Source organism: Clostridium sp. HMP27 (genome assembly GCF_000765165.1).
Taxonomy (GTDB): domain Bacteria; phylum Bacillota; class Clostridia; order Clostridiales; family Clostridiaceae; genus Clostridium_AK.
Window position 1 is genome coordinate 239,241 of the sequence record NZ_JMFY01000018.1, and the last position, 22,267, is coordinate 261,507.

Genomic DNA, 22,267 nt, shown 5'->3' on the forward strand with positions numbered 1-22,267 from the left:
GAATATTATGATTAATCTTATAAAAAAAGATATATTAATTCAGAAAAAAATGCTCCCACTTTTATGTGTATTTATAATTATATTTGCACTAAATAGTCAAGTTAATTCTCGTGGATCTATATATATTCTTGGAGTCACAATAGGATATATGTTAACCATTGGAGCTTTAGCATATGATGAAACTTATAAGGGACATATATTAATAAATAGTTTACCCTTAACCCGTAAAAATGTAGTGGTTTCTAAATACCTAGCAATATTTTTCTTTACTGCATTCTCCCTTATATTTTTAACTTTAATGGCACTAATATTTAATTTCCTAGGTATTTCAGACCTTTCAATTAGGTATATTTCCTTTGCAGATATAAAGACAATAACATCAACCTTGATTATATTAAGCAGTATAATGATTCCTTTATTTTTGAAATTTGGAACTAAACTAGGCAAGCTTTTTAATTTTATAATTTTCTTTATGTTTTTTAGCATTAGTAATTTTATTATGCAAAATAAAGATGAGATACTTATTAAAAACATATTAAATTTTATTATAAATAATAATGGTACAACTCTTACTATTATAAGTATTATAATTTTAGCTTGCATTTATATTTTATCCATGTATTTTTCTTTTAAAATATATGCTAATAAGGATTTTTAAAGTAGGTGTATTTATGATTAATTTAATTATCAAAGACTTAAAGCTTCAAAAGAAAATTTGTATTATTGGTATAACTTTTTATATATTCATGATATTTTCCCTTGGTTCTGCTAGTAAAGATATACCTGCGGAGTTTAGTATATTGGTATTCAACGGTTGTTATACTCTTATGGCAGTTTACATGGTATGTCTTTCAGTACTATATTCAGATGCATATGATGAAAAAAATAAGTCTCACATTATATTGAATAGTTTACCTATAAATAGGAGCACAATAATTATATCAAAATATATATCTTTATTCATTTATCTAATGATTTACCTTATTTCAATATTGATGTTTTCAAATATCTTAAAATTTGTATCTCCCAATTTAAAATCCTTAAACATTGCTGGAATATTATTATCCTTTATATTTATTGGAGTAACTTTCTCAATGTACTACCCCTTATACTTTAAAATAGGGAAAAAAATGTTTGGAGTATATAGAGTACTCATATGGTGTTCAATAGTAATATTTCCTACTATAATTAGTAAAACAATAAAAAAAGTACCTCTATCAGCGGTACAAAATATGTTAAATAATATAAAAGTTAATTATAAACTTTATCTTACCTCATTATCTATAATGGCCATTTGCCTTGTTACATTATCCTGTATGTTGTCAATAAAATTATATACTGCTAGGGATTTGGATTAATAGCTATTACAAATCTTAAAATTATGATTTATATTATAAAGAACTTTGGATTTCCAAGGTTTTTTATAATTTTTATTTAAAATATATCATCTAATTTTTTAGATTGTGATATTCATTACTCTGCCCCAGCACCTATGAATATTGAATCAACTTTATCTCTTTCAAAGTGAAATATTGTTCCATTATAAATCGATCCTAGAACTACTATATCTTGATTTCCAAAGCTATGCTCTTCATTTATTCTATCTTTATATTTATTAAGTACTTCTCTTCTAGTACTTCCTATCTCAATATCTTCTCTTGTTTTATAATTACATGGACTTGTTATTTTTATACTCCATACTTGTTGTTCCTCTTTATTTCTTATCATACCTACTTCAATACCTTTATCCTCATATTTCCATGTTTGATGTTCTAATCCGTCTGATATCCATATAACTTCTTCAGATTTCAATTCAGGTTGTCCTATGTTTTTTATTAACACTTTATCACTAGTGCCTAAATCTAAAAATCCAATAGTTCCCTGTGCCTGAGTACCATTTAACATACATTGAGCATATTGATTTATGCTACTTTGCTCTCGAATTAAAATAAAACTACAAATTCCCAATATTAAAATTAAAATAATAATTACACATGCACTTGATTTTTTCATAAACATGCTAACTTCCTTTCATAACTCCGCTAATATCACCTTAAGTATATTTTATTAAAATTTTTATGTCAATATTTTACATGAGCTGAATGTCTCTCTATATAAACTCCTATTAAAATAAAAACAACTTTGCTATGTTTTACGATAAAAATAGGAAAGTGCTAGAGAAGATGTAACATTACAAATCAAAGTTACATTTATTAACTCTTAGCACATTAATCCTAATTCAAAATTTTTTATTCTATTATTTGCATGGTTTCTTCATCAAAAATCCAATTAGGGCAGTATCTAGCATAAGATTTGTCCTTTTTCATTTCTGTTTCCATCACACCTTTGCCACTTTTAACGCCTTTAATTCCATAATGTATTTTATATTCCTCAAGTCTTTTATTTACTACATTCCAATTTATGTTTTGAAGGAATACGTCTATATATTTGCCCCTTCCAGTTGTAAAATCATAAAAATATGCATGTTCATATACATCAAGTACAAGTACTGGGTGGCTTTTCCACACAGCACCTACATCATGAGCATCTGATCCTATTATATGAAGTTTTCCATCCAAGTGATCTATGGTAACTATTGCCCATCCTCTCATGCTTTGGCCAACTTTTTTTAAATAACTTAAAAAGTTATCATAACTTATAAAATCTCTCTTTATAAGTTGTAACATTTCTGCTGAAGGTCTTCCCTTATCTATACCTGTTATATTTTCAAAATAAAGTTCATGAAGTTTTACTCCATCTAATGCATAAGTTTCTCCTAGCTTTAAGCTTCTCATAGAACTATAAGTAGTATTTGGATCTTCAAATTCATCCGCATCTTTTGTTATGTTCCATATTTCATTTAACTTATTTACGTATCCTTCATATAATTTATAGTGTTCTTCAAGCTGCTTTTGACTTATCCCCTTTACTGTTGAAAAATCAAATTTTTCCGCTATTACCATAGCAATCTCCTTAAAATTTTTTACCTATATATTATATGCAAGTAGGTTTCTTTTGTTGAATGATTAAGATTTTAAATAAAATAAAACTAGAGTTTTAACCCTAATTTTACTTCTAATGTTAAAATTTCTTACCATGAATTATATGAATTGATTAGTAGCTTCATTATAGTGAAATCCAACTTTTTCAAGTTTATCTTTTATCTCATTTTCTTTAATATCATAAGTCTTGCACAAATCATCTAAATTTAAAAATTCATCTCTAAGCTTCATATTTATAACACTAAATAATATATACGAATCCATATTTAAAAGCTTATCTTTGTCTAAATCCATAATACTATCTCTCCTTACATCCTTTGTATCATATATCTAATAATAAACTTATTATTCATTATTTATTTTTTATCATCTTTATCCTTTTTATCATTGTTGTCTTTCTTGTCATCCTTTCCTTTTTTATCACTTTTATCTTTTTTACTATCCTTACTATTATTACCACTTTTATTATCGTCATTATTATAATTCTTATCTTCTTCAGGCCATTTTATAAGTATTATTGGTATAATTTGATTAGATGAAACAAAAAGTATGCCTTTGCTTATCCTATCTTCAATTTCATCAATTCCTCTTGCTCTTATGTACATTTGAATTACATCTTTGTCTCTAGTGCTTCTAGCATCTATAGATCCCCTTGAATCTAAATAATAAATAGCTGCAAGTATTTGAGATTTATTACACCCTATAATTTTATAAAATTGTCTTTGAATATCTCCGTAATTTTCTACTTTAAACAAATCATTATAAAGTTGAAATAGTATATTAAGCCTTAAAAGTTCATTTTGAGCAGGAATCATTTAAATCCCCCTTCTATTTATTACCCCCTAAGCCACTTATAAAAGGTTAGAGGGGACCATCCTGAAGGTGGTCTAGGCGGTCTTCCAGGCCTTAAAGGTTCCTCTGCAATAAGAGGTTTATCTGGTGCAAGAGGTCTTGGTTGAAATAATGGTTCTTCCTTAAAATAGCTTCCTCCACCTAAAGAACTTATTGGAAATCTTGGATTCCAAGCCACTACTCTTCCTTGTCTATCAAAAAGTGTTAAATTATTTATAGCTCCTATCCACTGTTCATCTACATTCCATACATATCCATTAGCTATGTAAGCTACCCATCTTAAGTTTACATCAAATATATATTGATTATTTACAACCCATGCAACTAAGTTTCTGTATCTATCATACAAAGGCTCATAAGGTTCCATTAAGTTCTCCTCCTACATTTCATCAATTTGGCTCACCTACTCGTTCCAAAAGATCTCCATATAATTGAGATAAAAATAATTCTCCACCTTCAGAAAGTAAATCTTCTACTACATCTATGCCCGATCCTCGTATGTAAGCTGATACGGTTTTATCCTTCTCAATATTAAAAAAAATCCACCTTCTCTCAAACAGATAATAAAGTGCTGCTATTATTTCTATCCTATTACATTCTTGAACATTATAGTCTATGCTTATGCAAAATTCATATCCATAGGTAAAGAAGTCCTTATATAGTTGTACAAGCAAACTATTCCTTAATAAATTTCTCCCTGCTAAAAATAACATATATTCTCCAACTCTTAAAATACTTACTATAATATAATATTCTTAATAGATTTTTAGTGCACATCTTACTAATAATATTTTTATTATTCTTTTATAGAAATATCAGTTTTAATTAACACTTTCTCTGCAATCTTCATACTATATTATTGGTAATCTTAAATAAGGAGAGTAAATCATGTATATTGATGATTTTGAAGATTTCTATAGGGCAGATGAAGGTGAATTCCCTGAAGAATTTGACAGTAGGGATAATTTCGATGAAGACGATACTTTCGATGAATTTGAAGAATTCACTGAATTTGAGGAGTTAGATGATTTTAGAAACGACAATATCCTTAGAGATTTTGATGATACCGATGATATTAATGAGTTTGACGAAATTAATGATCTTGATGATAGCAAATTTACATGTCAAGGGGTTTGTCCTTTTTATAGACAATTTCCATTCTTCCCTCCCACATCTGGACCTGATGGTCCTGGTGGACCAGGTGGACCAGGTAGACCAGGTAGGCCAGGTGGGCCTGGACAAGGCAATAGGCCTCCAAGCGGCCCTCCTCCATCTATAGCCCCACAACAGCAACTATCTGCAGGCGGCCCTCAACTTTATGCAGTAGATCCAGGTTCTATACGAGGATGCAGGTTTAGATTTGTGTATATTTGGCCTAGACGCGGCAGAGGTTTTTGGATGTGGTTAACCTTTGTAGGAAGAAGATCTATAGCTGGCTGGCGCTGGAATGGATTTACATGGTTTTACTTTGGCATGGACTTAAGAAGAATAGAAAGCTTTAGATGCTATTAATTATAATATATATTCCTAATAACTTTTTGATGTACGCTTTAAATTATTGATATTTTTTAGTTTTATTTTAAATAATGAAGTTTTCAGTTAACACTTTTCATATAACCCTCATACTATATTATTGTTAATCATAAAAAGGAGAATAATTTATGTATATTAACGATTTCAAAGATTTCTATAGAGCAGATGAAAGTGAATTCCCAGAAGATTTTGATACTCGAAATGAATTTGATGAAGATGATGAATTTGAAGAATTCACTGCATTTGAAGACTTAGATGATTTTAAAGATGATGATACTTTTAGGGGCTTCGATGATACTGATGATATTAATGAATTTGACGAAACATATGATCTAAATGATAATTCATTCATGTGCCCAGCAATGTGCCCATTCTATAGGCAGCTTTATAGGCAAATGCCACCTCCTGGATATGGAGGAACTAGGCAAATGGATAGACCTCCAAGTGGACCACCTCCATCTAGTACACCTGCAGAACCATTTTCAGCAACTGGAGGTGCTCAAACCTTTGTAGATTCTGGTTCTATAAGAATGTGCAGATTTAAATTTGCATATATTTGGCCTAGACGAGGAAGTAGCTTCTGGATGTGGATAACTTATGTAGGTCGCAGTTCCATAGCTGGCTGGAGATGGGATGGCAGAAGATGGTTCCGCTTTGGAATGGATTTAAGAGACATAAGAAGCTTTAGATGCTAGTAATAGAAAAATTACGACATTTTTAATATTGAGCTGATCGCATGAGATTTTCATCTAGTATGAAAATTTCATGCACTTTTTAATATTAAAATTATCCTTTCCTTGCACCTACCTCCTGATACCTAAAGGAAATTGCTTCACAATTCTCCCTATGATATAATATTTTCGGTGATTATATGAATTTAATAGAAAAGGCAAATGCACTCCCTCATCATCCTGGTGTGTATATTATGAAAGATTCCTCTGATATAATAATATATGTAGGAAAATCTAAAAACCTAAAAAATAGGGTGAAACAATATTTTTATAATGGTAAAAAACCTTCTAACAAGGTTGAAAAATTAGTTAAGAACATAAGAGATTTTGAATTCATATTATGTGATACTGAATTTGAAGCGTTGCTTTTAGAAAATAAATTAATAAAAAAGTATAAGCCTCATTATAATAGGCTGCTTAAAAACTATGAAAAATATGGCTATATAAAAATTACTAGAGAAAAATTCCCCAAATTAGACGTATGTCTTAACATAGAGGATGATTCTCTTTACTTTGGTCCATATACAAATTATTATACTGCTTTAGATGCAGTTAATGCTATAAATGATAATATTCTAATACGTTCCTGCAAAGATAAAACATTCACTAAATCTTTTGAAGGGTGTTTGAATTTCCATTTAGGCAAATGCTTGGCTCCTTGTAGAAAAAATATATCTAAAGATATATATGAAAAAGAACTATTTAAAGCTATAAACTTTTTATATAGTAAAGATGAATCTATCTTAAAAATCATAGAAAAAAACATGGAGGCGGCATCCTTAGATTTAGATTTTGATAAGGCCATAAAATTTAGAGACAACTTAAAAGTATTAAATGCTATTTTAAGAGAAACTTCTTTCATTATAAACACTTTAAAGCATCAAAGAAAGGTACTTATTGAGGAGCTTGAAAATGGATACAAGCTATTCTTTATAATAGGTTATAAGGTGATACATAAAGAAATTGTAAGTTTAGGATTCGATATAATTAAGTACTATATAGAGAACAAATGGAGAACTCTATCTTGTGATGACTTGGATGTTAAGGACTATATTCTTAAGGAAGAATTAGATGAAGCAGAAATAGTTCAATGTTACTTAAATAGAGAAGATAAGGTTGTATTTTAGTTTTAATGATCCATTTAAAAAGTATGCTAATTTAGTAATTTTAGCATACTTTTTTACATACTATTACCGCTTTAAGCTTAGTCATTTTTTTCTATTTTTTAAGCTCACGGCTTATATAACGCTTGAGTTTTAGATATTATTTTGTAGTATATTTTCTTCATATGCGGTTCATTTGAGTATGTATCTATTTCTTCTATAGGTATCCATTTAACGCCGCTATTTTCATCAGGTTTAATAACAAGAGGTTCGTTCTCATCAGCCTCAACTAAATAAGCAATTGATATATGTAAATGTGGTGATACATACTTTCCACTTTTTATATGTCCTGGTACATGTATAATATCTAATGATACAATATCCCCGCTAACAGGACAAATTTTTTTTACTCCTGCCTCTTCCTTAAGCTCTTTAATTGCAACAAGCAATAAATCTTCCTCTCCGTCTGTGTGTCCTCCTGTCCATGACCAAGAATTAAATATATTATGATGTATCATTAAGGTTTTATCTCTATTTTTATTTACTACAAATGCAGAGCTTGTCATATGTACTAACTCATTGTGTCTTGTTAAAATATCATCAAACATCCCTATACATTTTATAGTTATTTCTTTGTCCTTTTCTTCTTGAGCAGTGATAGGAACATATTTTTTTATTGATTCAATCCAATTCACTTTAATGTATGCCTCACTTTCTTTAATAAAATATTATTGTGGTTTTATTTCCTACTTTCTATTATACTTTACTTTTAAATTTATTATATAATTCTTTATAATCTATGGAATATAGATTTATTTTTTATTCTTTCAAGTGAATATTATCTTAATAAACAAAAAAATTAGCGGTAGCACTAATTGTACTACCGTTTTACTTTTTTACTTATTATTAATTATTGATTTTATCATAGCTCGGTTATTTATCTCAAAAGCACGCTCTGGCTGAAGAGATCTACCCTCTTCATCCTGAAAATTCTTTTTAAACTCTTCAAAAATTGTATCTTCATCAAATCCTTCTTGAAATAATTCAAGCACAAAATTTTTGGCCCTATTTGCAGCTTCCATACACTTTTCCCAATATGTAGGAACTTCATCTTCACTTACAAATCCCAAATGAGGAGATACAATATACTTTGCATTTGCTTCCTGGCATTTTTTAATAGAGTCTATTGTTTGGTCATAGCTGATTATAAATGAGGGGTAATTTTTTCCTGACTTACCCATAACCCCAGATGTTTCACTTGGAAAGATAACCTCATTATTAACTAAAAATGATAATGAACATTTAGTATGTCCAGGGGTTTCTAGTACAGTAATGATTGTACCGCCTAAATCCAGCAAATCACCTTCTGAGATCTTTTCGTCTACTTTCATTAAATTATCGTCATAATTTAACAATTGACCTTCTCCATAAAGTACAGCCGCTCCATTGCCAAGTTCTCTAATGGTTTTTAAAGCACTTTCCTTAGTTAAAACATTTTTTGCGTATTCTGCTGCCATAACTTTAACATCAGGCCATGCCCCTCTTAAGTAAGGAACAGATCCAATATGATCGTAATGAGAATGACTGAGAAGTATATAATCTAATTTTCTTCCATTATCAAGCACCTGCTGAATATTTTTAATAAGATTAGAGGCACAATAGGCCATTCCACAATCAATTAATGCTGTTTTATCTTCTCCAATTATCAAAAATGCGGTACTGCTACCTTCTCCACCTGTTACATTTATTATGTTGTCCATTAACTAACCACCCTCCAAAAAATATCTTACTATAATATAATTTAAAAATTAATTTCTAAATGATATAACTATATTATCATCTTCTGTAACAATATTCAAAACTGCTGATTTAATATATTTCAAAGATACATATTAAAAATAAAACTAGAGTAAAATACCCTAGTTAATAAACAATTAAATAATTCAGATTCATTCCCAAGTCATTATATTATCAATACCATTCAATTCTTCAACTGCCCATTCCACGGCATCTCTGCTGCTTATAAATTCCTGATTTGTACTGCTTACATAAGAATAACCCTCTTTGTCGTCCACGGTTTGAATAAATAACTCCTTTGCTCCATCATTGAAACTTATTTCACCCTTTGCCTCCAGTGTATCTATTAATTTGTCAATTATTATTTTTCCATCCATATGATAACCACTCTCCTATTTTATTTATAGAATTATGATTTATCAAATGACATTATTTTATAACATATTTTGAAAATATAATACGAATCCTTGCAAGTGATGATTACAAAAATACAAGTGGAGCTTAAAATTCCACTTGCTTCTGTAGTATTCGTTCTTTTTCTTTTATAGTTTTATTTTGCTTTGAAAGTATATACAGGAAATAAGAAGTGAGTACCACTCCCTTTAGTACACTGCTTATGCTTATACTCCACCACACTCCATTAAGTCCTAACATATTTGGCTTCGAAAGCCATATTGCGCCAGGTATTCTAAGGGCTGTAAATACTATTCCCACTACAGCTGGCGGAATGGTTTTTCCTAATCCATTGAATGCCCCAGCTGTAGTTATTTCATAACACATTAGAAGCTGAGAAAATCCTAAAATCCTTAAATAATCTGCTCCGTATGGAATAACATCTGCTTCAGGTATGAATACTGCAAATAGTGCCCTTCCCCCTAGTATTAAAAGTAATGAAGTAGCTATACCTACAGCACTTATTCCAATCATAGCTGTAGTATATCCCTTGTTTATTCTATCCCATTTCTTTGCTCCAAAATTTTGCCCTATAAAAGCACCCATGGCTGTTGCAAATCCCTCTGCAGTCATCCAAGACAATGCTTCGATTTGAGAACCCACCTTTTGCACTGCAATTGCAGTGTCCCCAAAGGAAGCTACTATTCTTGCAATGAACATAGCAAATACGGTAAACAGAACATTTTGTAATGCTATAGGTAGCCCAAAATGGAATATCTTTTTGAAAAATTTCAAATCAGGTTTATCAAAAATGTTTACCTCATTGAATAAGTCCGTTTTCTTAAATATATTATATAAAAATATGATTGTTACTACAAATTGCCCCATCACTGTACCTATAGCTGCTCCTACTACTCCAAGGGCTGGAAAAGGCCCTATACCAAATATTATAAATGGGTCTACAACTATATTTATTAAAAGTCCTACGGTATTTATTTTAAAAGGAGTTTTACTATCTCCATATCCATTAAATATTCCTGTAAATACAGGATTTATAAAATAAAAGCTCATACCTAAAGAAATAACTGTAAGATAGGTTTCTGCCATATGGATTATGTTTTTATCTCCTAAATTAAAAAATCCTATAAGCTGCTTTCTAAATATTATAAGTGCTAAGGCGTATGTGATTCCTAAAATTATATCAAGCTGTAGTGTATTTTGTACATATTTCTTTGCATCTTGTATCTTTTTTCTTCCCATGGATTGAGATACACCAATTTCTGCCCCAGCTCTAGGTACAAATATTATACCTGTTGCAAGCCATGTAAAGAAACCTGCTGTTCCAACTGCTGCTACAGAGCTACTGCTGAGTCTTCCCAAATACAACATATTAATAAGATTACAAGACATTTGAATAAATGACGTCCCCATAATTGGCAGTGATAGCTTCATAAGTATGTTTAAAATATTACCTTCTGTTAAATTCAATTTATTCTCCACAACATTACCTCTCGATTCCCGAAAATTAAGCCTGTACAATTATATCACTTATAAATACAATATAGAAGATGTGTTCTAAGTTATTTTAATAAAACTTTAATGACTTTATTCCTTGCAACTATGTATAATTATATAAAATATCCTTTATAATATTTTTAGAGGTGATTATAAATGCTTGATGTATGTTTATTAGGCTGCGGCGGCAGTATGCCCACCCCTTATAGATATCTTTCTTCATTACTCTTATCATATAAAGGTCATAAAGTACTTATAGATTGTGGCGAAGGCACCCAAGTTTCTATGAAGCTTTTAGGATGGGGATTTAAAGATATAGATGTTATATGTTTAACTCATTTCCATGCAGATCATGTTATAGGGCTTCCTGGACTGTTGCTTACCATTGGAAATTCAGGTAGAGAAACTCCTTTGACTATAATTGGCCCTGAAGGTTTATCTAAAGTCATAGATGGTCTTACTGTAGTATCTCCTTATTTACCATATTCTCTTGACCTTGTAGAACTTCCCTTTGATGAAAGTTATTATGAAGATAAGTTATTTGAATTAGGAGATTTAGATATTTACGCTCTTCCCCTTCAGCATACTTCTCCATGTTTAGGGTACAGCATAACTGTAAATAGAAAAAATAAATTTAACAAAGAAAAAGCTACCCAAAATAATGTTCCACTGAAGCTTTGGAATACTTTACAAAGAGGAGAAGATATAAAATTTGAAGGAAAAATATATACACCAGATATGGTACTTGGTGAAAGTAGAAAGGGCATAAAGATAAGTTATCTAACAGATAGTCGTCCTGTACCTTCTATTATACCCTTTGTAAAAAATTCAGATTTATTTATATGTGAAGGAATGTATGGTGAAGATGATAAGCTTTCAAAGGCAGAGGAAAATAACCATATGCTTTTTTCAGAAGCAGCTGCCTTATCCAAAGATGCAGAAGTAAAAGAGCTTTGGCTTACCCACTTTAGCCCATCACTTATAGAGCCCGAAAACTTTTTAGATAATGCCAAAAATATATTTAAAAACACCTCTATTGGAGAAGATAGAAAGACTGTAACATTAAAATTTGAAGATTAGCTATTTCTTTTTTAATTTGCATACAAAAAAGCCTTCCATCTCTTCATTTGGTATTACCCTAAGTGCCTTTTTAATATTATCATTATATTTTTTATCCTTATATACATTTAGCCCTTGTATGGAATTTTTTACATTTATGCTTAGATTCATAACTCTCAAATTTGGATATTTATTTAGGGCATAATCAACTATTTCTTCATTCTCCTCTGGTGAAATGGTACACGTGGAATAAATAAGTATCCCTCCCTTTTTTAATGCCTTAATTCCACTTTCTAAAAGCTTTTTTTGAAGCTTTGAATTTTCACGTATAAATTTAGTACTCCATCCTTTATAGCTTTCACGTCTTTTAAGCTCAATTGTCCCCTCTCCTGAACAAGGTGCATCTAAAAGAACTCTATCAAATTTTTCTTGAAATGTATCTCCGAGTACTTTACCATCCATACCTATTACTTCTATACAGCTTGCTCCTTGCTTTTGCACATTATATTTAAGTCTTTCTCGTCTTATAATATTTATTTCATTTGCTGTAATTTCTCCTTGATTATCTATAATTGCTGCAATTTCAGTAGTTTTACCACCTGGAGCTGCACACATATCTAATATAGTTTGTCCCTTTTCTAAGTCCAAAAGCATTGGCGGAAGCATACTTGAAAGATTTTGAATATATATACTTCCCTCCTTGTAGCAATTAAGTTTTGTAATTTGAGACTCTCGTGCTTTATTTAATATAAAAGCTTCTTTTAAAAAACTACTATTTGAAAAACCTATGCCATTACTCCGAAGCTGTCTTTGAACATCGTTGATAGTTGTTTTTAACTTATTTACCCTTAAGGTAGTTTTTCGCCCATCTATAAAACTTTTTAATATGGAATCTACCGTGACAGGAGAATAAATATTATAGAGAGTTTCTAAAAACTCTTTCGAAAGTTTATAAGCAGCATTTTTTATTTCCATGTAAAGCACCCCCATATTTTGTGGTGTGTAATATTACATTTTATTAATGTGCTTTATTTTTTATACATAAAAGCTGGCATGTATCAAAATACCTTTTTTATATACCATTTAAATGGTATAATTGGGTTAAAACTACTTTTACTTAGTTGTAAAGTAAATATTTGTCATTTAGGGCGAACAATGAAACATGTATTTATAGTAAACCCTACTTCTGGTAAAGGGTACGCTAAAAAATTAATTCCTGTTATATCTAAAATATGTATTCAGGAAAATATAAATTATATTATTGAGCCCACCGAATATCCTATATATGCTACTGAAATTGCAACAAGCACTGTTTAAAAGAATATGAAGATAAATATAGATGATGAAATATTTAAAAATACCAATATAAACTTTGAAGTATCTACAAAAAAATAAACTTCGTATTTATTAATTCATAAGAGGTGTAGAATATGAATACTAATGAGTCTTATGAAAATTTAAAGCATGACTATGAAACTTATCAAAATCTTGCCGAAAACGTTATACAAAACTTAAGCAGTAAAAATATATTGCTAGAAAAAAAGCTAGATTGCTTAGTTAATATGGTGGAAATTAGTAAATACATTAATTCTAATATATATAACAAAAACTTAATACAAATGATTAATGACATGATGATAGGAATACTTGGAGTAGCTTATTCCACAATTCTTACTAAAGAAAATAATGAGTTTATCATTAGATCTACTAATATGAATACAAATCAGTCACCGGAAAAATTATTATTTTATCCTCAATTATCAAAGGAGAAATTTTTTCTTTTAAATTGTAAGTGGCCCTTATCATATAAAAATTATGAAAGTAAAATTATTCGTTCCATTGTTGGAATTCCAATTTTCTTTAATAATAATTTTATAGGATACATTATAGTTGGACACACATATCGTGACTTTTTTACAGGAGAACTTATATCTTTCATTACGTCTATCGCAAATCAAATTGGAATTGCTTTAGAAAACGCTTCCTTATATAACAAGCTTTTAGAATCCTCAAATAAAGATCCATTGCTTAATATTTATAATAGAAAATACTTTTTTGATACTTTAAATGAAAAGCTAAAGAAATCTCAGGAGCCCTTTGCTACCGTAATAATTGACATAGATAATTTTAAAAAAGTAAACGATACCCATGGTCACTCTTTTGGAGATGAAGTATTAATTAAAACTTCTAACTTATTAAAAAAGTCTTTAAAAGGCAATATTTTAGCACGCTACGGTGGAGAAGAATTTATAGCTTGTGTTCATAAAGAAGACATATCAAATATATATAATCAAATAGAAGATATTCGTAATGAGATTACTGAAAATGTAATCAAGCTAAATAGTAAATTAATAAAAATTACTTGTAGTTTTGGAATTAGTTATTATCCTAACGACGGACAAACTGTCAGAGATCTTCTAGACAAAGCCGATGATAGATTATACTTAGCTAAAAATACAGGAAAAAATAAAGTTATAGATGCATAACATCATTTTAGTATCTAGTTAATGATTCTATACAAAATTATAAAAGGAGATGTTACAAAATGTATTTAGTAAGTTCATGTTTAGCTGGAGTTAATTGCAGATATGATGGGGATAACAATGAAAATAAAGATATATTAAACTTAGTTAAAGAAGGTAAAGCTATAGCAGTATGTCCAGAACAGTTAGCAGGATTATCCACTCCAAGAGTGCCTTGTGAAATTATTGTAGGCAAAAATGGTAATAAAAAAATAGTTAATAAAGATGGAGAAGATTTAACTAAAGAATTTATGACTGGTGCAGAAAAGACTTTAGCAGTTGCAAAAGCTATAGGTATTAAAAAGGCAATATTAAAATCTAAAAGTCCTTCCTGTGGCTGTGGTTCTATATATGATGGTACATTTTCAGGCAAATTAATAAAAGGAAATGGTTTTACCACAGAGCTTTTAATTAAAAGCGGATTTGAAGTGTATACAGAAAATGATTTAGAAGCTGGACTATTTGAGAAGTGATAACTGCATTACATAACCTTATTGACAATTAAAGGATATTGCCACGTTTTTAATATTGAACCTATTGCATGGGATTTGCATAATTAATGAAACATCTCAGCACACTGAGATGCGCTAATTTATAACAAAATCATAGATTTGTATAAATTATGCAACCGTTCGCTACACAAAAAAACTCTAATATTTCTTCCTTTTAAGGCGCCTAAGCCTTCTAAACTCGCCTACAGCTCAAACAGTAGAAGACTCTATACGGCGCCTTAAAATCAGAAATCTTTTATTGCACTACCTCATCTTTAACTTGTAAGTTTTTTGTTTATTTAGTGTAAGTTCTTGTAACATTAAGGACTGCCGTCCTAAAAGATCTTCATGCGCTAATTTCTAAAATATCTTAGAAGTTCAGTTATTAGAAATTCATTTAGCTGAATTTCTTCCTTCAGTAGTTCACATGAAGAACTTTTTAATACTCTGGGAGTATAGAATTTTCATCGTAGAAGACATTGAATAAGCTTTAAAACGGCTTTATTCATAAATTATGCTCCTACCTTATTAGATTCTAAAGTAGTCTTTTCTTCAGCATTCTTATTGCTAAATCCTCCAAAAACAAATCCTACTAAAGCGCCAACTAATGCTGGAACTATCCAACCAAGTCCCTTAGAATAAAGAGGTAGGATGTTAAGCACATCAAACTTTAATCCAAATTGTCCTAATGCATCTAAAATGCTAACAACAGAAGTAAATATCATAGTAAATAAATACACATAAGTATTTCCCTTGAAGAAATCATTAGCAAATGCAAGTATCATAAGAACAATTGCCATTGGATATATTGCTGTTAATGCTGGGACTGAAAATTTAAGTATTTGTGTAAGCCCTACATTTGCAAACATCATACTGGATACTGCTAGTATTGTAACCCATGTTTTATATGAAACCTTTGGCATTAATTTTGTAAAATATTGGCTGCAAGATGTTAAAAGTCCCACAGATGTTGTTAAGCAAGCAAGTGAAAATATAAGTCCTAATATAACTGATCCATTTTGTCCAAATAAGTAAAATACTACATTTGTAAGTGTTTGAGCTCCATTTTCAGTTGCTCCAAATCTTGTCTGTGAAGCAGCTCCTAAATAGGCAAGCATTCCATATATTATTGTTAAAAACAGACCTGCTATAGCCCCTGCTTTTATTGTATTTGATACAATAGCTCTTTCTTGTGTTACCCCCATTTGCTGAAGAGCAATAGAAATTACTATACCAAAGTTAAGTGCTGCTATAGCATCCATTGTCATATATCCATCTAAAAATCCCTTAAGTAAAGGAAACCCAGCATAGTCACCACTTGGTGCTGAAAATGTTCCTATAGGCTTAAATAAACCGAACACAAATATACTTGTTATTAAAACTAATAATGTAGGTGTTAAAATTTTTCCAAACCTATCTACAAGCTTTGATGGTGACATACATAACCAAAAGGCTATTCCAAAGTAAACTAAAGTATATATAAATAATGGCAATTTACTAGTAGTTAATGTACTTGATAAAAATGGTGAAATCCCCATTTCGAAAGCTAAACTTGCTGCTCTAGGTATTCCTAAAAAAGGTCCTATTGATAAGTAAATTAAAAGAGTAAATGTAAGTGCAAAAGTCGGATGCACACGACTTGCTAGTATATGAAGCCCACCTGCTTTAGCAACTACAGCAATTGCAAGTATTGGTAGTCCTACTGCTGAAATTAAAAACCCTCCCATTGATACCAGCATATTTGTTCCTGATAATTGTCCTAATTGTGGTGGAAATATTAAATTACCTGCTCCAAAAAACATTGAAAATATCATTAAACTTACAAATAATAAATTCTTTCTATCCATTTTTTCCATTTTAAAAACCCCCGATTTATATTTTTTAATTTATGATTACAGATTATAATATCAATATCACTTTCCATAATCATCCCCCCTTTTACTTCTTATTTTAAAAAATAAAAAACTCGTCCCTATATAAGGGACGAGTTATACTCGCGCTACCACCCTAGTTCCATAAATTAATATATAACAATTAATTCATAACACTCATCAACGTACATTACAATACGTGTTCCTTTTAAAGGTGGACTACCTACATCGCTTACTAAATAACCTTCAGCTTTGCTTCTCAGAGATGATTTTCAACTATTCTTTGAACATTGGCTTTCAGCAAAATGCCAACTCTCTGTGGGACAATAAAATAGATTACTTTTTCTCTTCATAGAATTTACATGTGTATTTAATTGACTTACATATTTTATATCATATATGCTAAAGTCTGTCAATAATTAATTTTGTTAAAATAAAAACTTACTAATATCATTATTCACCTTAATCTCTGAAAAAGCGATATTAGTTATTGTTATGGCATATGATGATATTTCATCAATAAATTCTTCTATTTCACTTAAAGTTTTAACAGATAGCTTGATTAAAAAACAACTATTCCCAGCAATTCTATAACCCCATTCACTTCTTTTATACTCTTTTATAAATGCCTTAAATCTTTCATATTCCCCGTTTTTCATAGTAACTTTTATTATACAATCAATAGTTAATCCAAGTTTTTTCTTATTTATTTTAATTGTATATCCTTCGATTATCCCATAATCCTCAAGTTTTTTCACCCTTTCAGTAACAGATGGCGGTGAAAGATTAATTCGTTTTGACAATTCTCTAATTGATAATCTACTATTTTTCTGTAATTCTGATAAGATTAACATATCAATTTCATCAATTTTCATTTGTAATCATTCCTTCTTATAATTGTTTCAATCGGTATATATACTTCTATATTATATATCATATGAAATACAATACAAATTTTATTTTATATATAATATATTATACAAAATAAAATTAATATTAATAAAGGAGATTTAATATGACAAGAATAGTTTTCTCACATGAAGGTTGTACACCATTTCAACAATTACTAGGTCATAACAAAGATATATTAAAAAAATGGACTGATCTCGAAAATAGCATATTCAACTCCAATACTTTTAGTGCCGAGCTAAAAGAAGAGGTACGTCGTACTCTTGCATTTAATAATGGCTGTCAATATTGTATGGCAAAAGGTAGACCATCTAACAATATTTCTAATTTAAAAGTTTTAATAGCTGTTAAATTTGCAGATATGTTCTCTAAAAATATATCTTTTGATAATACACATTTTAGTGCATTAAAAGAAGAGTTTGATGACAAAGAAATCTCTGAGCTCTTTGCATTAATGTGCTTTATTACAGCTTCTCAAAAGTTTGGAGCATTACTTGATTTACAGCCAAATTGTTCAATATAATATCTAATTTCTTGCTACTTCTCTGTTATATAGTTGTAAATTCACCTCATTTTAATCCTTTTATGAAGTACTTTTAGGTAACACTTCATTAACATTTCCGTAATATACTACTATAAAGTAATAAATTTGTTTATTTTTATGCTTTAAACAAAATATCATATAAAGATGATAAATTTGCTAATTTAAAATGAGGTGAATTAATGTATATGGAAAATAACATTCAGCAAATATTGCCCTCTGAAAACCTTATTAAAAATATATCTTCTTTTTTTATTAAAAATTGTGGACAACTAGATAATAAGGTTAAGTATTATACTTCAAACGGAAATTTTTCTTGTTATCTTACTTCACAAGAAGCAATATTTAGCTTTGTTAAAATAGAACGTACTTCAGAGAATGAAGGAGATGTAGAAAATTTAGACAACATCAAAGGTGTTGCTTTTTATTTAAAATTCTTAGATGCTAATAAGAATGTGGAAATACTATGTCAGTCACAATGCAGCAGTAAAATTAATTATCTTAAAGGAAATACTCCAGATAAATGGTATAAAGAATTACCTACCTATGAAAAAATTATTTATAATAATTTATGGCCAAATATAGATTTAGTATTTTACAGTGTTAAAGGCGAGCTTAAGTATGAATTTGTACTTTATCCTAATGCTTCTTTAGATGATATTAAACTTCTATATCTTGGTGTTGATGGTGTTGCATTAGATAAACAAGGTAATATGATAATCTCAACTGCACTTGGTACTGTACTTGACAAAAAACCTATAAGCTATCAATTTATTGAAGATACAAAGGTTATGATAGAAAGTAACTTTGTTTTAAAAGATAAAAGTATATTTAATTTCCAACTTGAGGATAGTTATGATAAAAACCATCTACTCGTTATTGATCCTGGGCTTCAATACTCAACTTATATTGGTGGTAATGGTGAAGATGTAGGCTTTGGTATAGATGTAGATAATAATGGCAATGCTTATGTAGTTGGAAAAACTCTTTCAACAGATTTCCAACCCACCCCTGGAGCTTTTACTGATACTGGTGGAATGGATGCATTTGTTATAAAAGTTAATACTAAAGCTTCTGGTCCTAATTCCCTTATTTATTTCACATATCTTGGTGGAGATCTTGAAGATGAGGCACGTGACATTGCTATAGATAATAATGGCTTTGCTTATATAACTGGACGAACTACATCAAGTGATTTCCCAACAATTTTGTCTACAGCTTATCAAGGTACAAGACCTGGCCCTGTTGATAACTCTAATGCTTTTATAACAAAACTTTCTGCTGATGGTTCATCACTTTTATATTCTAGCTATCTTGGTGGAAATAATTACGATACTGGTATTGGCATTACAGTAGATGATGCTGGCAATGCTTATATAGCTGGAAATACTTTTTCTACAAACTTTCCAACGACACAAAATACAGCTTATCAACCTATAGATCCTAGTAATACAAGCTATGATTGCTTTATAACTAAAATTAATACTTTAGCATTATCAGGCCCTGCTTCATTTGTGTACTCGACTTATTTTGGTGGAAACGATAGTGATTTTATTTTTGGAATTGATATAGATGATGCTGGTAATGCTTATGTAACCGGAAACACTATGTCCACAATTTTTCCAATAACACAAACTACAGCTTATCAAAATACAAATCCTAGCCCTGGGTTTACTAATGGTTTTGTTTCTAAAATTAACACTTTAAAATCAGGACTTGCTTGTCTTGAGTATTCCACTTATCTTGGAGGAAACGGTAATGATTTGGGTCAAGGAATTTCAGTAGATAATGCTGGAAATGCCTATGTAACTGGGGAAACTTTATCTATGAATTTCCCAATGACACCATCAGGTTATCAACCCATAGATCCTAGTTCTGCTCCAAACACTAAAGATGCATTTTTAAGTAAGATTGCCACTCTCCCTACTCCTCCGCTAATAATTAATTGTCCTGGTGATATACTAGCTTCAAGTTATCCCGGCATCTGTGGTGCTGAAATAAACTTTCAAGTAACAGCTTCTGGAGGATGTGGAGAGATTACAATTGTTTGCAATCCCGAATCCGGTTCCTTATTTCCAGTTGGCGATACTTTAGTTACTTGTACAGCTACTGATCTATGTAGTAATGCTATTACTTGCAGCTTTACAATAATTGTACTTGATCTTCAGCCTCCAGTTATCACGTGCCCAGGTAATATGACGATAGTGATTCCCTCCGGTCAATCATCAACTGTTGTAAACTTTACCGTTACCGCTGTAGATAACTGCGATGATGATATTAATGTTATTTCTATTCCCCCATCTGGCTCATCATTCCCAGTTGGCATAACCGAAGTAACTTGTACAGCTACAGATTTGTACGGAAATACTGAATCGTCTTCATTTAATATTACCATAGTAAATGAACAACCTAAACCCAGCAGAGGGCTGATAGTTGATAGCTTTTAGAAAAATTATATATCAACATTATTCTAAAAAATTTGTTTTATCTCAAAAGTTTAATAATCCGAGGAATTTTGCTAAAGCAAAATTCCTCTCTTATACGTTCTGATATGATGTCTATTCATCATTAAAAATGTGGCATTTGCCTATTTAAATGTTATCAAATTAACAACTGATTTATCATTGATTCCAAATCCATTTTTAACTTCTACTTCACCTGTGCTAAAAAATAAAATTTTCTTGCTATCCTGTGACCACTGTACAATATTAGACAAAGAGCTTGCTAAGTTTATATCCTTTTTTATAAGGACTCTGCTTGTAAAGGAATTACCATTTACCTTAGCTGCATAAAGATTCCAAACCTCTTTCCCATTTTCATTTGCTCTATTCATATATACAACCTTAGTTTTATCAGGAGATAAGTAACAAGGTGATGAAAAGGATCCTTCTTTGGAGTCTATATGAGTTATAGTCATATGAAATTCTTTCTTTTCCACATCATAAATATAAGTACCATCTACATCATCTAAAATCCCTTCAAATAATATCCTCTTTCCCTCATCTAATACATAATACTCAACTGAAGGTATGCAGTTTTCTTTATAATTTGATTTCCCAAATTTATTACTAGTTCTATCTACATAAGGAAGTATCATAACATCTTCAATTTTACCTGTATTTGAATTCACCTTATATATTCCTTGCCTTTTTGGATCCCCTTTGCCAAAACTCTTTTGTTTTTCTTCCCCTATAAAATATATTTCTTCCCCATTTTCACTATAAAAGCTTGGAATTGCGCTTATATACAAGTTATCACTTTTTACTTTTACTATTTTAGTTGTTCTCGTTTCAGTATTATAAAGTTCTAAGTCTCCATCCTTATATCCCATAAAATACTTTGAATCCTGAGACCAATTGCCATGTTCCTCTTCTGCTATATTTACATCTTTTACAATCTGAAAATTATCTCTTGTTAAATTATAATTGTATACTTTAGATAAATCATGAAAGTTAAATTTTGTTCTATCTGGTGAAAGTCCTGCCATTACTAACCTATTAGATATCAATTTGTTATTTACCTTTATAGGAGTTTTTTCAAGAGTGTCTAAATTAATTTTGTATACTTTACCATACATATCTTCATAAGCATTGTCTTCTTCTTCCATTGTCATTTTATTAGAATCCTTTGTATACTTTTTATAAAACTCTTCCTTGTTTAACCCTATTCCTACCAAAGTTTCATTGTTACTTATAAATCCATAACTTTCTGACACACCTTGTATATTTCCATAGGATTTTTTATCTACAATTTCTAAAGGCTTATCATCTACTATTGAAATTTGAGAATTATTTTCTGAAATAACCTTTATACTATTTGTAAAATCTTCTGCCTTAGCATTAAACATATGCTCTAAAACAAACGCTCCTCCTATCAATGCTACTGGTATTGCTATTTTTAAAATAGTTCCTCTGAGATTTCCTTTCATTGTTAGCTCCTCCCTAATAC

Annotated in this window: 25 protein-coding genes and 1 other annotated feature; of the genes, 11 read left to right on the plus strand and 14 right to left on the minus strand. The window is 30.0% G+C overall.

All coding sequences use genetic code 11. The features are described 5' to 3' along the window. The first annotated feature begins 7 nt into the window (after positions 1-7). Positions 8-658, plus strand: coding sequence for an ABC-2 transporter permease (locus tag DP68_RS10265; protein ID WP_035309139.1), 651 nt, complete (start codon positions 8-10; stop codon positions 656-658). A 13-nt stretch (positions 659-671) separates the two neighbouring features. After that, a complete protein-coding gene (locus tag DP68_RS10270) occupies positions 672-1,358 on the plus strand; it encodes an ABC-2 transporter permease (RefSeq protein ID WP_035309142.1) in 687 nt (228 codons plus the stop codon). A 115-nt stretch (positions 1,359-1,473) separates the two neighbouring features. Here DP68_RS10270 and DP68_RS10275 read toward each other — a convergent pair whose 3' ends face one another. The 6 genes from DP68_RS10275 to DP68_RS10300 all read right to left on the minus strand — a co-directional run bounded on the left by DP68_RS10275 (position 1,474) and on the right by DP68_RS10300 (position 4,567). Beyond that, positions 1,474-2,013 carry a hypothetical protein gene (locus tag DP68_RS10275; RefSeq protein WP_291548531.1) on the minus strand — a complete coding sequence of 180 codons (540 nt, stop codon included), beginning with the start codon at positions 2,011-2,013 and terminating at the stop codon, positions 1,474-1,476. 236 nt (positions 2,014-2,249) lie between these two features. Then, positions 2,250-2,963, minus strand: a complete 714-nt coding sequence (locus DP68_RS10280; RefSeq protein ID WP_052085746.1) for a superoxide dismutase — start codon at positions 2,961-2,963, stop codon at positions 2,250-2,252. A gap of 138 nt (positions 2,964-3,101) precedes the next feature. After that, positions 3,102-3,296, minus strand: a complete 195-nt coding sequence (locus DP68_RS10285; protein ID WP_035309144.1) for a DUF4250 domain-containing protein — start codon at positions 3,294-3,296, stop codon at positions 3,102-3,104. A gap of 62 nt (positions 3,297-3,358) precedes the next feature. Next, complete coding sequence (locus DP68_RS10290) at positions 3,359-3,817, minus strand: hypothetical protein (protein WP_035309146.1); 459 nt, start codon at positions 3,815-3,817, stop codon at positions 3,359-3,361. A 20-nt stretch (positions 3,818-3,837) separates the two neighbouring features. Beyond that, a complete protein-coding gene (locus tag DP68_RS10295) occupies positions 3,838-4,221 on the minus strand; it encodes a 4-fold beta flower protein (protein WP_035309149.1) in 384 nt (127 codons plus the stop codon). Positions 4,222-4,243: 22 nt separating this feature from the next. Further along, positions 4,244-4,567, minus strand: a complete 324-nt coding sequence (locus DP68_RS10300) for a hypothetical protein (protein WP_035309150.1) — start codon at positions 4,565-4,567, stop codon at positions 4,244-4,246. A 175-nt stretch (positions 4,568-4,742) separates the two neighbouring features. Here DP68_RS10300 and DP68_RS10305 point away from each other — a divergent pair, with 175 nt between their 5' ends. The 3 genes from DP68_RS10305 (at position 4,743) to DP68_RS10315 (ending at position 7,245) form a co-directional block, all read left to right on the plus strand. Further along, positions 4,743-5,366, plus strand: coding sequence for a hypothetical protein (locus DP68_RS10305; protein ID WP_291548536.1), 624 nt, complete (start codon positions 4,743-4,745; stop codon positions 5,364-5,366). 149 nt (positions 5,367-5,515) lie between these two features. Continuing rightward, complete coding sequence (locus DP68_RS19585) at positions 5,516-6,082, plus strand: hypothetical protein (RefSeq protein ID WP_052085747.1); 567 nt, start codon at positions 5,516-5,518, stop codon at positions 6,080-6,082. Between the two features lie 176 nt (positions 6,083-6,258). Continuing rightward, complete coding sequence (locus DP68_RS10315) at positions 6,259-7,245, plus strand: GIY-YIG nuclease family protein (protein WP_052085748.1); 987 nt, start codon at positions 6,259-6,261, stop codon at positions 7,243-7,245. A 104-nt stretch (positions 7,246-7,349) separates the two neighbouring features. Here the strand turns inward: DP68_RS10315 and DP68_RS10320 are convergent, their stop codons facing one another. From DP68_RS10320 to DP68_RS10335, 4 genes are all read right to left on the minus strand, one after another. After that, positions 7,350-7,916 (minus strand): NUDIX hydrolase, encoded by a 567-nt coding sequence (locus tag DP68_RS10320; protein ID WP_035309152.1) that lies wholly within the window; start codon positions 7,914-7,916, stop codon positions 7,350-7,352. A gap of 201 nt (positions 7,917-8,117) precedes the next feature. Continuing rightward, positions 8,118-8,981: an MBL fold metallo-hydrolase gene (locus tag DP68_RS10325; protein WP_035309154.1), complete on the minus strand. Its 864-nt coding sequence runs from the start codon at positions 8,979-8,981 to the stop codon at positions 8,118-8,120. 189 nt (positions 8,982-9,170) lie between these two features. Next, complete coding sequence (locus DP68_RS10330; RefSeq protein ID WP_035309156.1) at positions 9,171-9,395, minus strand: hypothetical protein; 225 nt, start codon at positions 9,393-9,395, stop codon at positions 9,171-9,173. A 124-nt stretch (positions 9,396-9,519) separates the two neighbouring features. After that, positions 9,520-10,911, minus strand: a complete 1,392-nt coding sequence (locus tag DP68_RS10335; RefSeq protein WP_035309157.1) for an MATE family efflux transporter — start codon at positions 10,909-10,911, stop codon at positions 9,520-9,522. 171 nt (positions 10,912-11,082) lie between these two features. Here DP68_RS10335 and DP68_RS10340 point away from each other — a divergent pair, with 171 nt between their 5' ends. Next, the gene (locus DP68_RS10340; protein WP_035309159.1) at positions 11,083-12,006 is read left to right on the plus strand and encodes a ribonuclease Z; all 924 of its coding nucleotides are present in this window, start codon (positions 11,083-11,085) and stop codon (positions 12,004-12,006) included. Here the strand turns inward: DP68_RS10340 and DP68_RS10345 are convergent, their stop codons facing one another. Then, positions 12,007-12,960, minus strand: coding sequence for an RsmB/NOP family class I SAM-dependent RNA methyltransferase (locus DP68_RS10345; RefSeq protein ID WP_035309161.1), 954 nt, complete (start codon positions 12,958-12,960; stop codon positions 12,007-12,009). Positions 12,961-13,140: 180 nt separating this feature from the next. Between DP68_RS10345 and DP68_RS19590 the strand changes: the two genes are divergently transcribed. The 3 genes from DP68_RS19590 to DP68_RS10355 all read left to right on the plus strand — a co-directional run bounded on the left by DP68_RS19590 (position 13,141) and on the right by DP68_RS10355 (position 14,980). Then, entirely contained in the window at positions 13,141-13,302 is a 162-nt protein-coding gene (locus tag DP68_RS19590; protein WP_291548540.1) for a diacylglycerol kinase family protein, read from the plus strand. A gap of 113 nt (positions 13,303-13,415) precedes the next feature. Beyond that, positions 13,416-14,471 (plus strand): sensor domain-containing diguanylate cyclase, encoded by a 1,056-nt coding sequence (locus tag DP68_RS10350; protein ID WP_035309164.1) that lies wholly within the window; start codon positions 13,416-13,418, stop codon positions 14,469-14,471. Positions 14,472-14,530: 59 nt separating this feature from the next. Beyond that, positions 14,531-14,980, plus strand: coding sequence for a DUF523 domain-containing protein (locus tag DP68_RS10355; protein ID WP_035309166.1), 450 nt, complete (start codon positions 14,531-14,533; stop codon positions 14,978-14,980). Between the two features lie 530 nt (positions 14,981-15,510). Here DP68_RS10355 and brnQ read toward each other — a convergent pair. After that, entirely contained in the window at positions 15,511-16,854 is a 1,344-nt protein-coding gene (gene brnQ, locus DP68_RS10360; RefSeq protein WP_035309169.1) for a branched-chain amino acid transport system II carrier protein, read from the minus strand. Positions 16,855-16,974: 120 nt separating this feature from the next. Then, positions 16,975-17,231 (minus strand) — a binding site (T-box leader). Between the two features lie 66 nt (positions 17,232-17,297). Beyond that, positions 17,298-17,744, minus strand: coding sequence for an Lrp/AsnC family transcriptional regulator (locus DP68_RS10365; RefSeq protein ID WP_035309171.1), 447 nt, complete (start codon positions 17,742-17,744; stop codon positions 17,298-17,300). A 140-nt stretch (positions 17,745-17,884) separates the two neighbouring features. Between DP68_RS10365 and DP68_RS10370 the strand changes: the two genes are divergently transcribed. Continuing rightward, entirely contained in the window at positions 17,885-18,301 is a 417-nt protein-coding gene (locus tag DP68_RS10370; protein ID WP_035309173.1) for a carboxymuconolactone decarboxylase family protein, read from the plus strand. A 206-nt stretch (positions 18,302-18,507) separates the two neighbouring features. Next, a complete protein-coding gene (locus DP68_RS18945; RefSeq protein ID WP_291548548.1) occupies positions 18,508-20,766 on the plus strand; it encodes an SBBP repeat-containing protein in 2,259 nt (752 codons plus the stop codon). A gap of 140 nt (positions 20,767-20,906) precedes the next feature. On the opposite strand, the gene DP68_RS10380 is transcribed toward DP68_RS18945, so the two are convergent. After that, entirely contained in the window at positions 20,907-22,247 is a 1,341-nt protein-coding gene (locus DP68_RS10380) for a hypothetical protein (RefSeq protein WP_035309175.1), read from the minus strand. Positions 22,248-22,267: the final 20 nt, after the last annotated feature.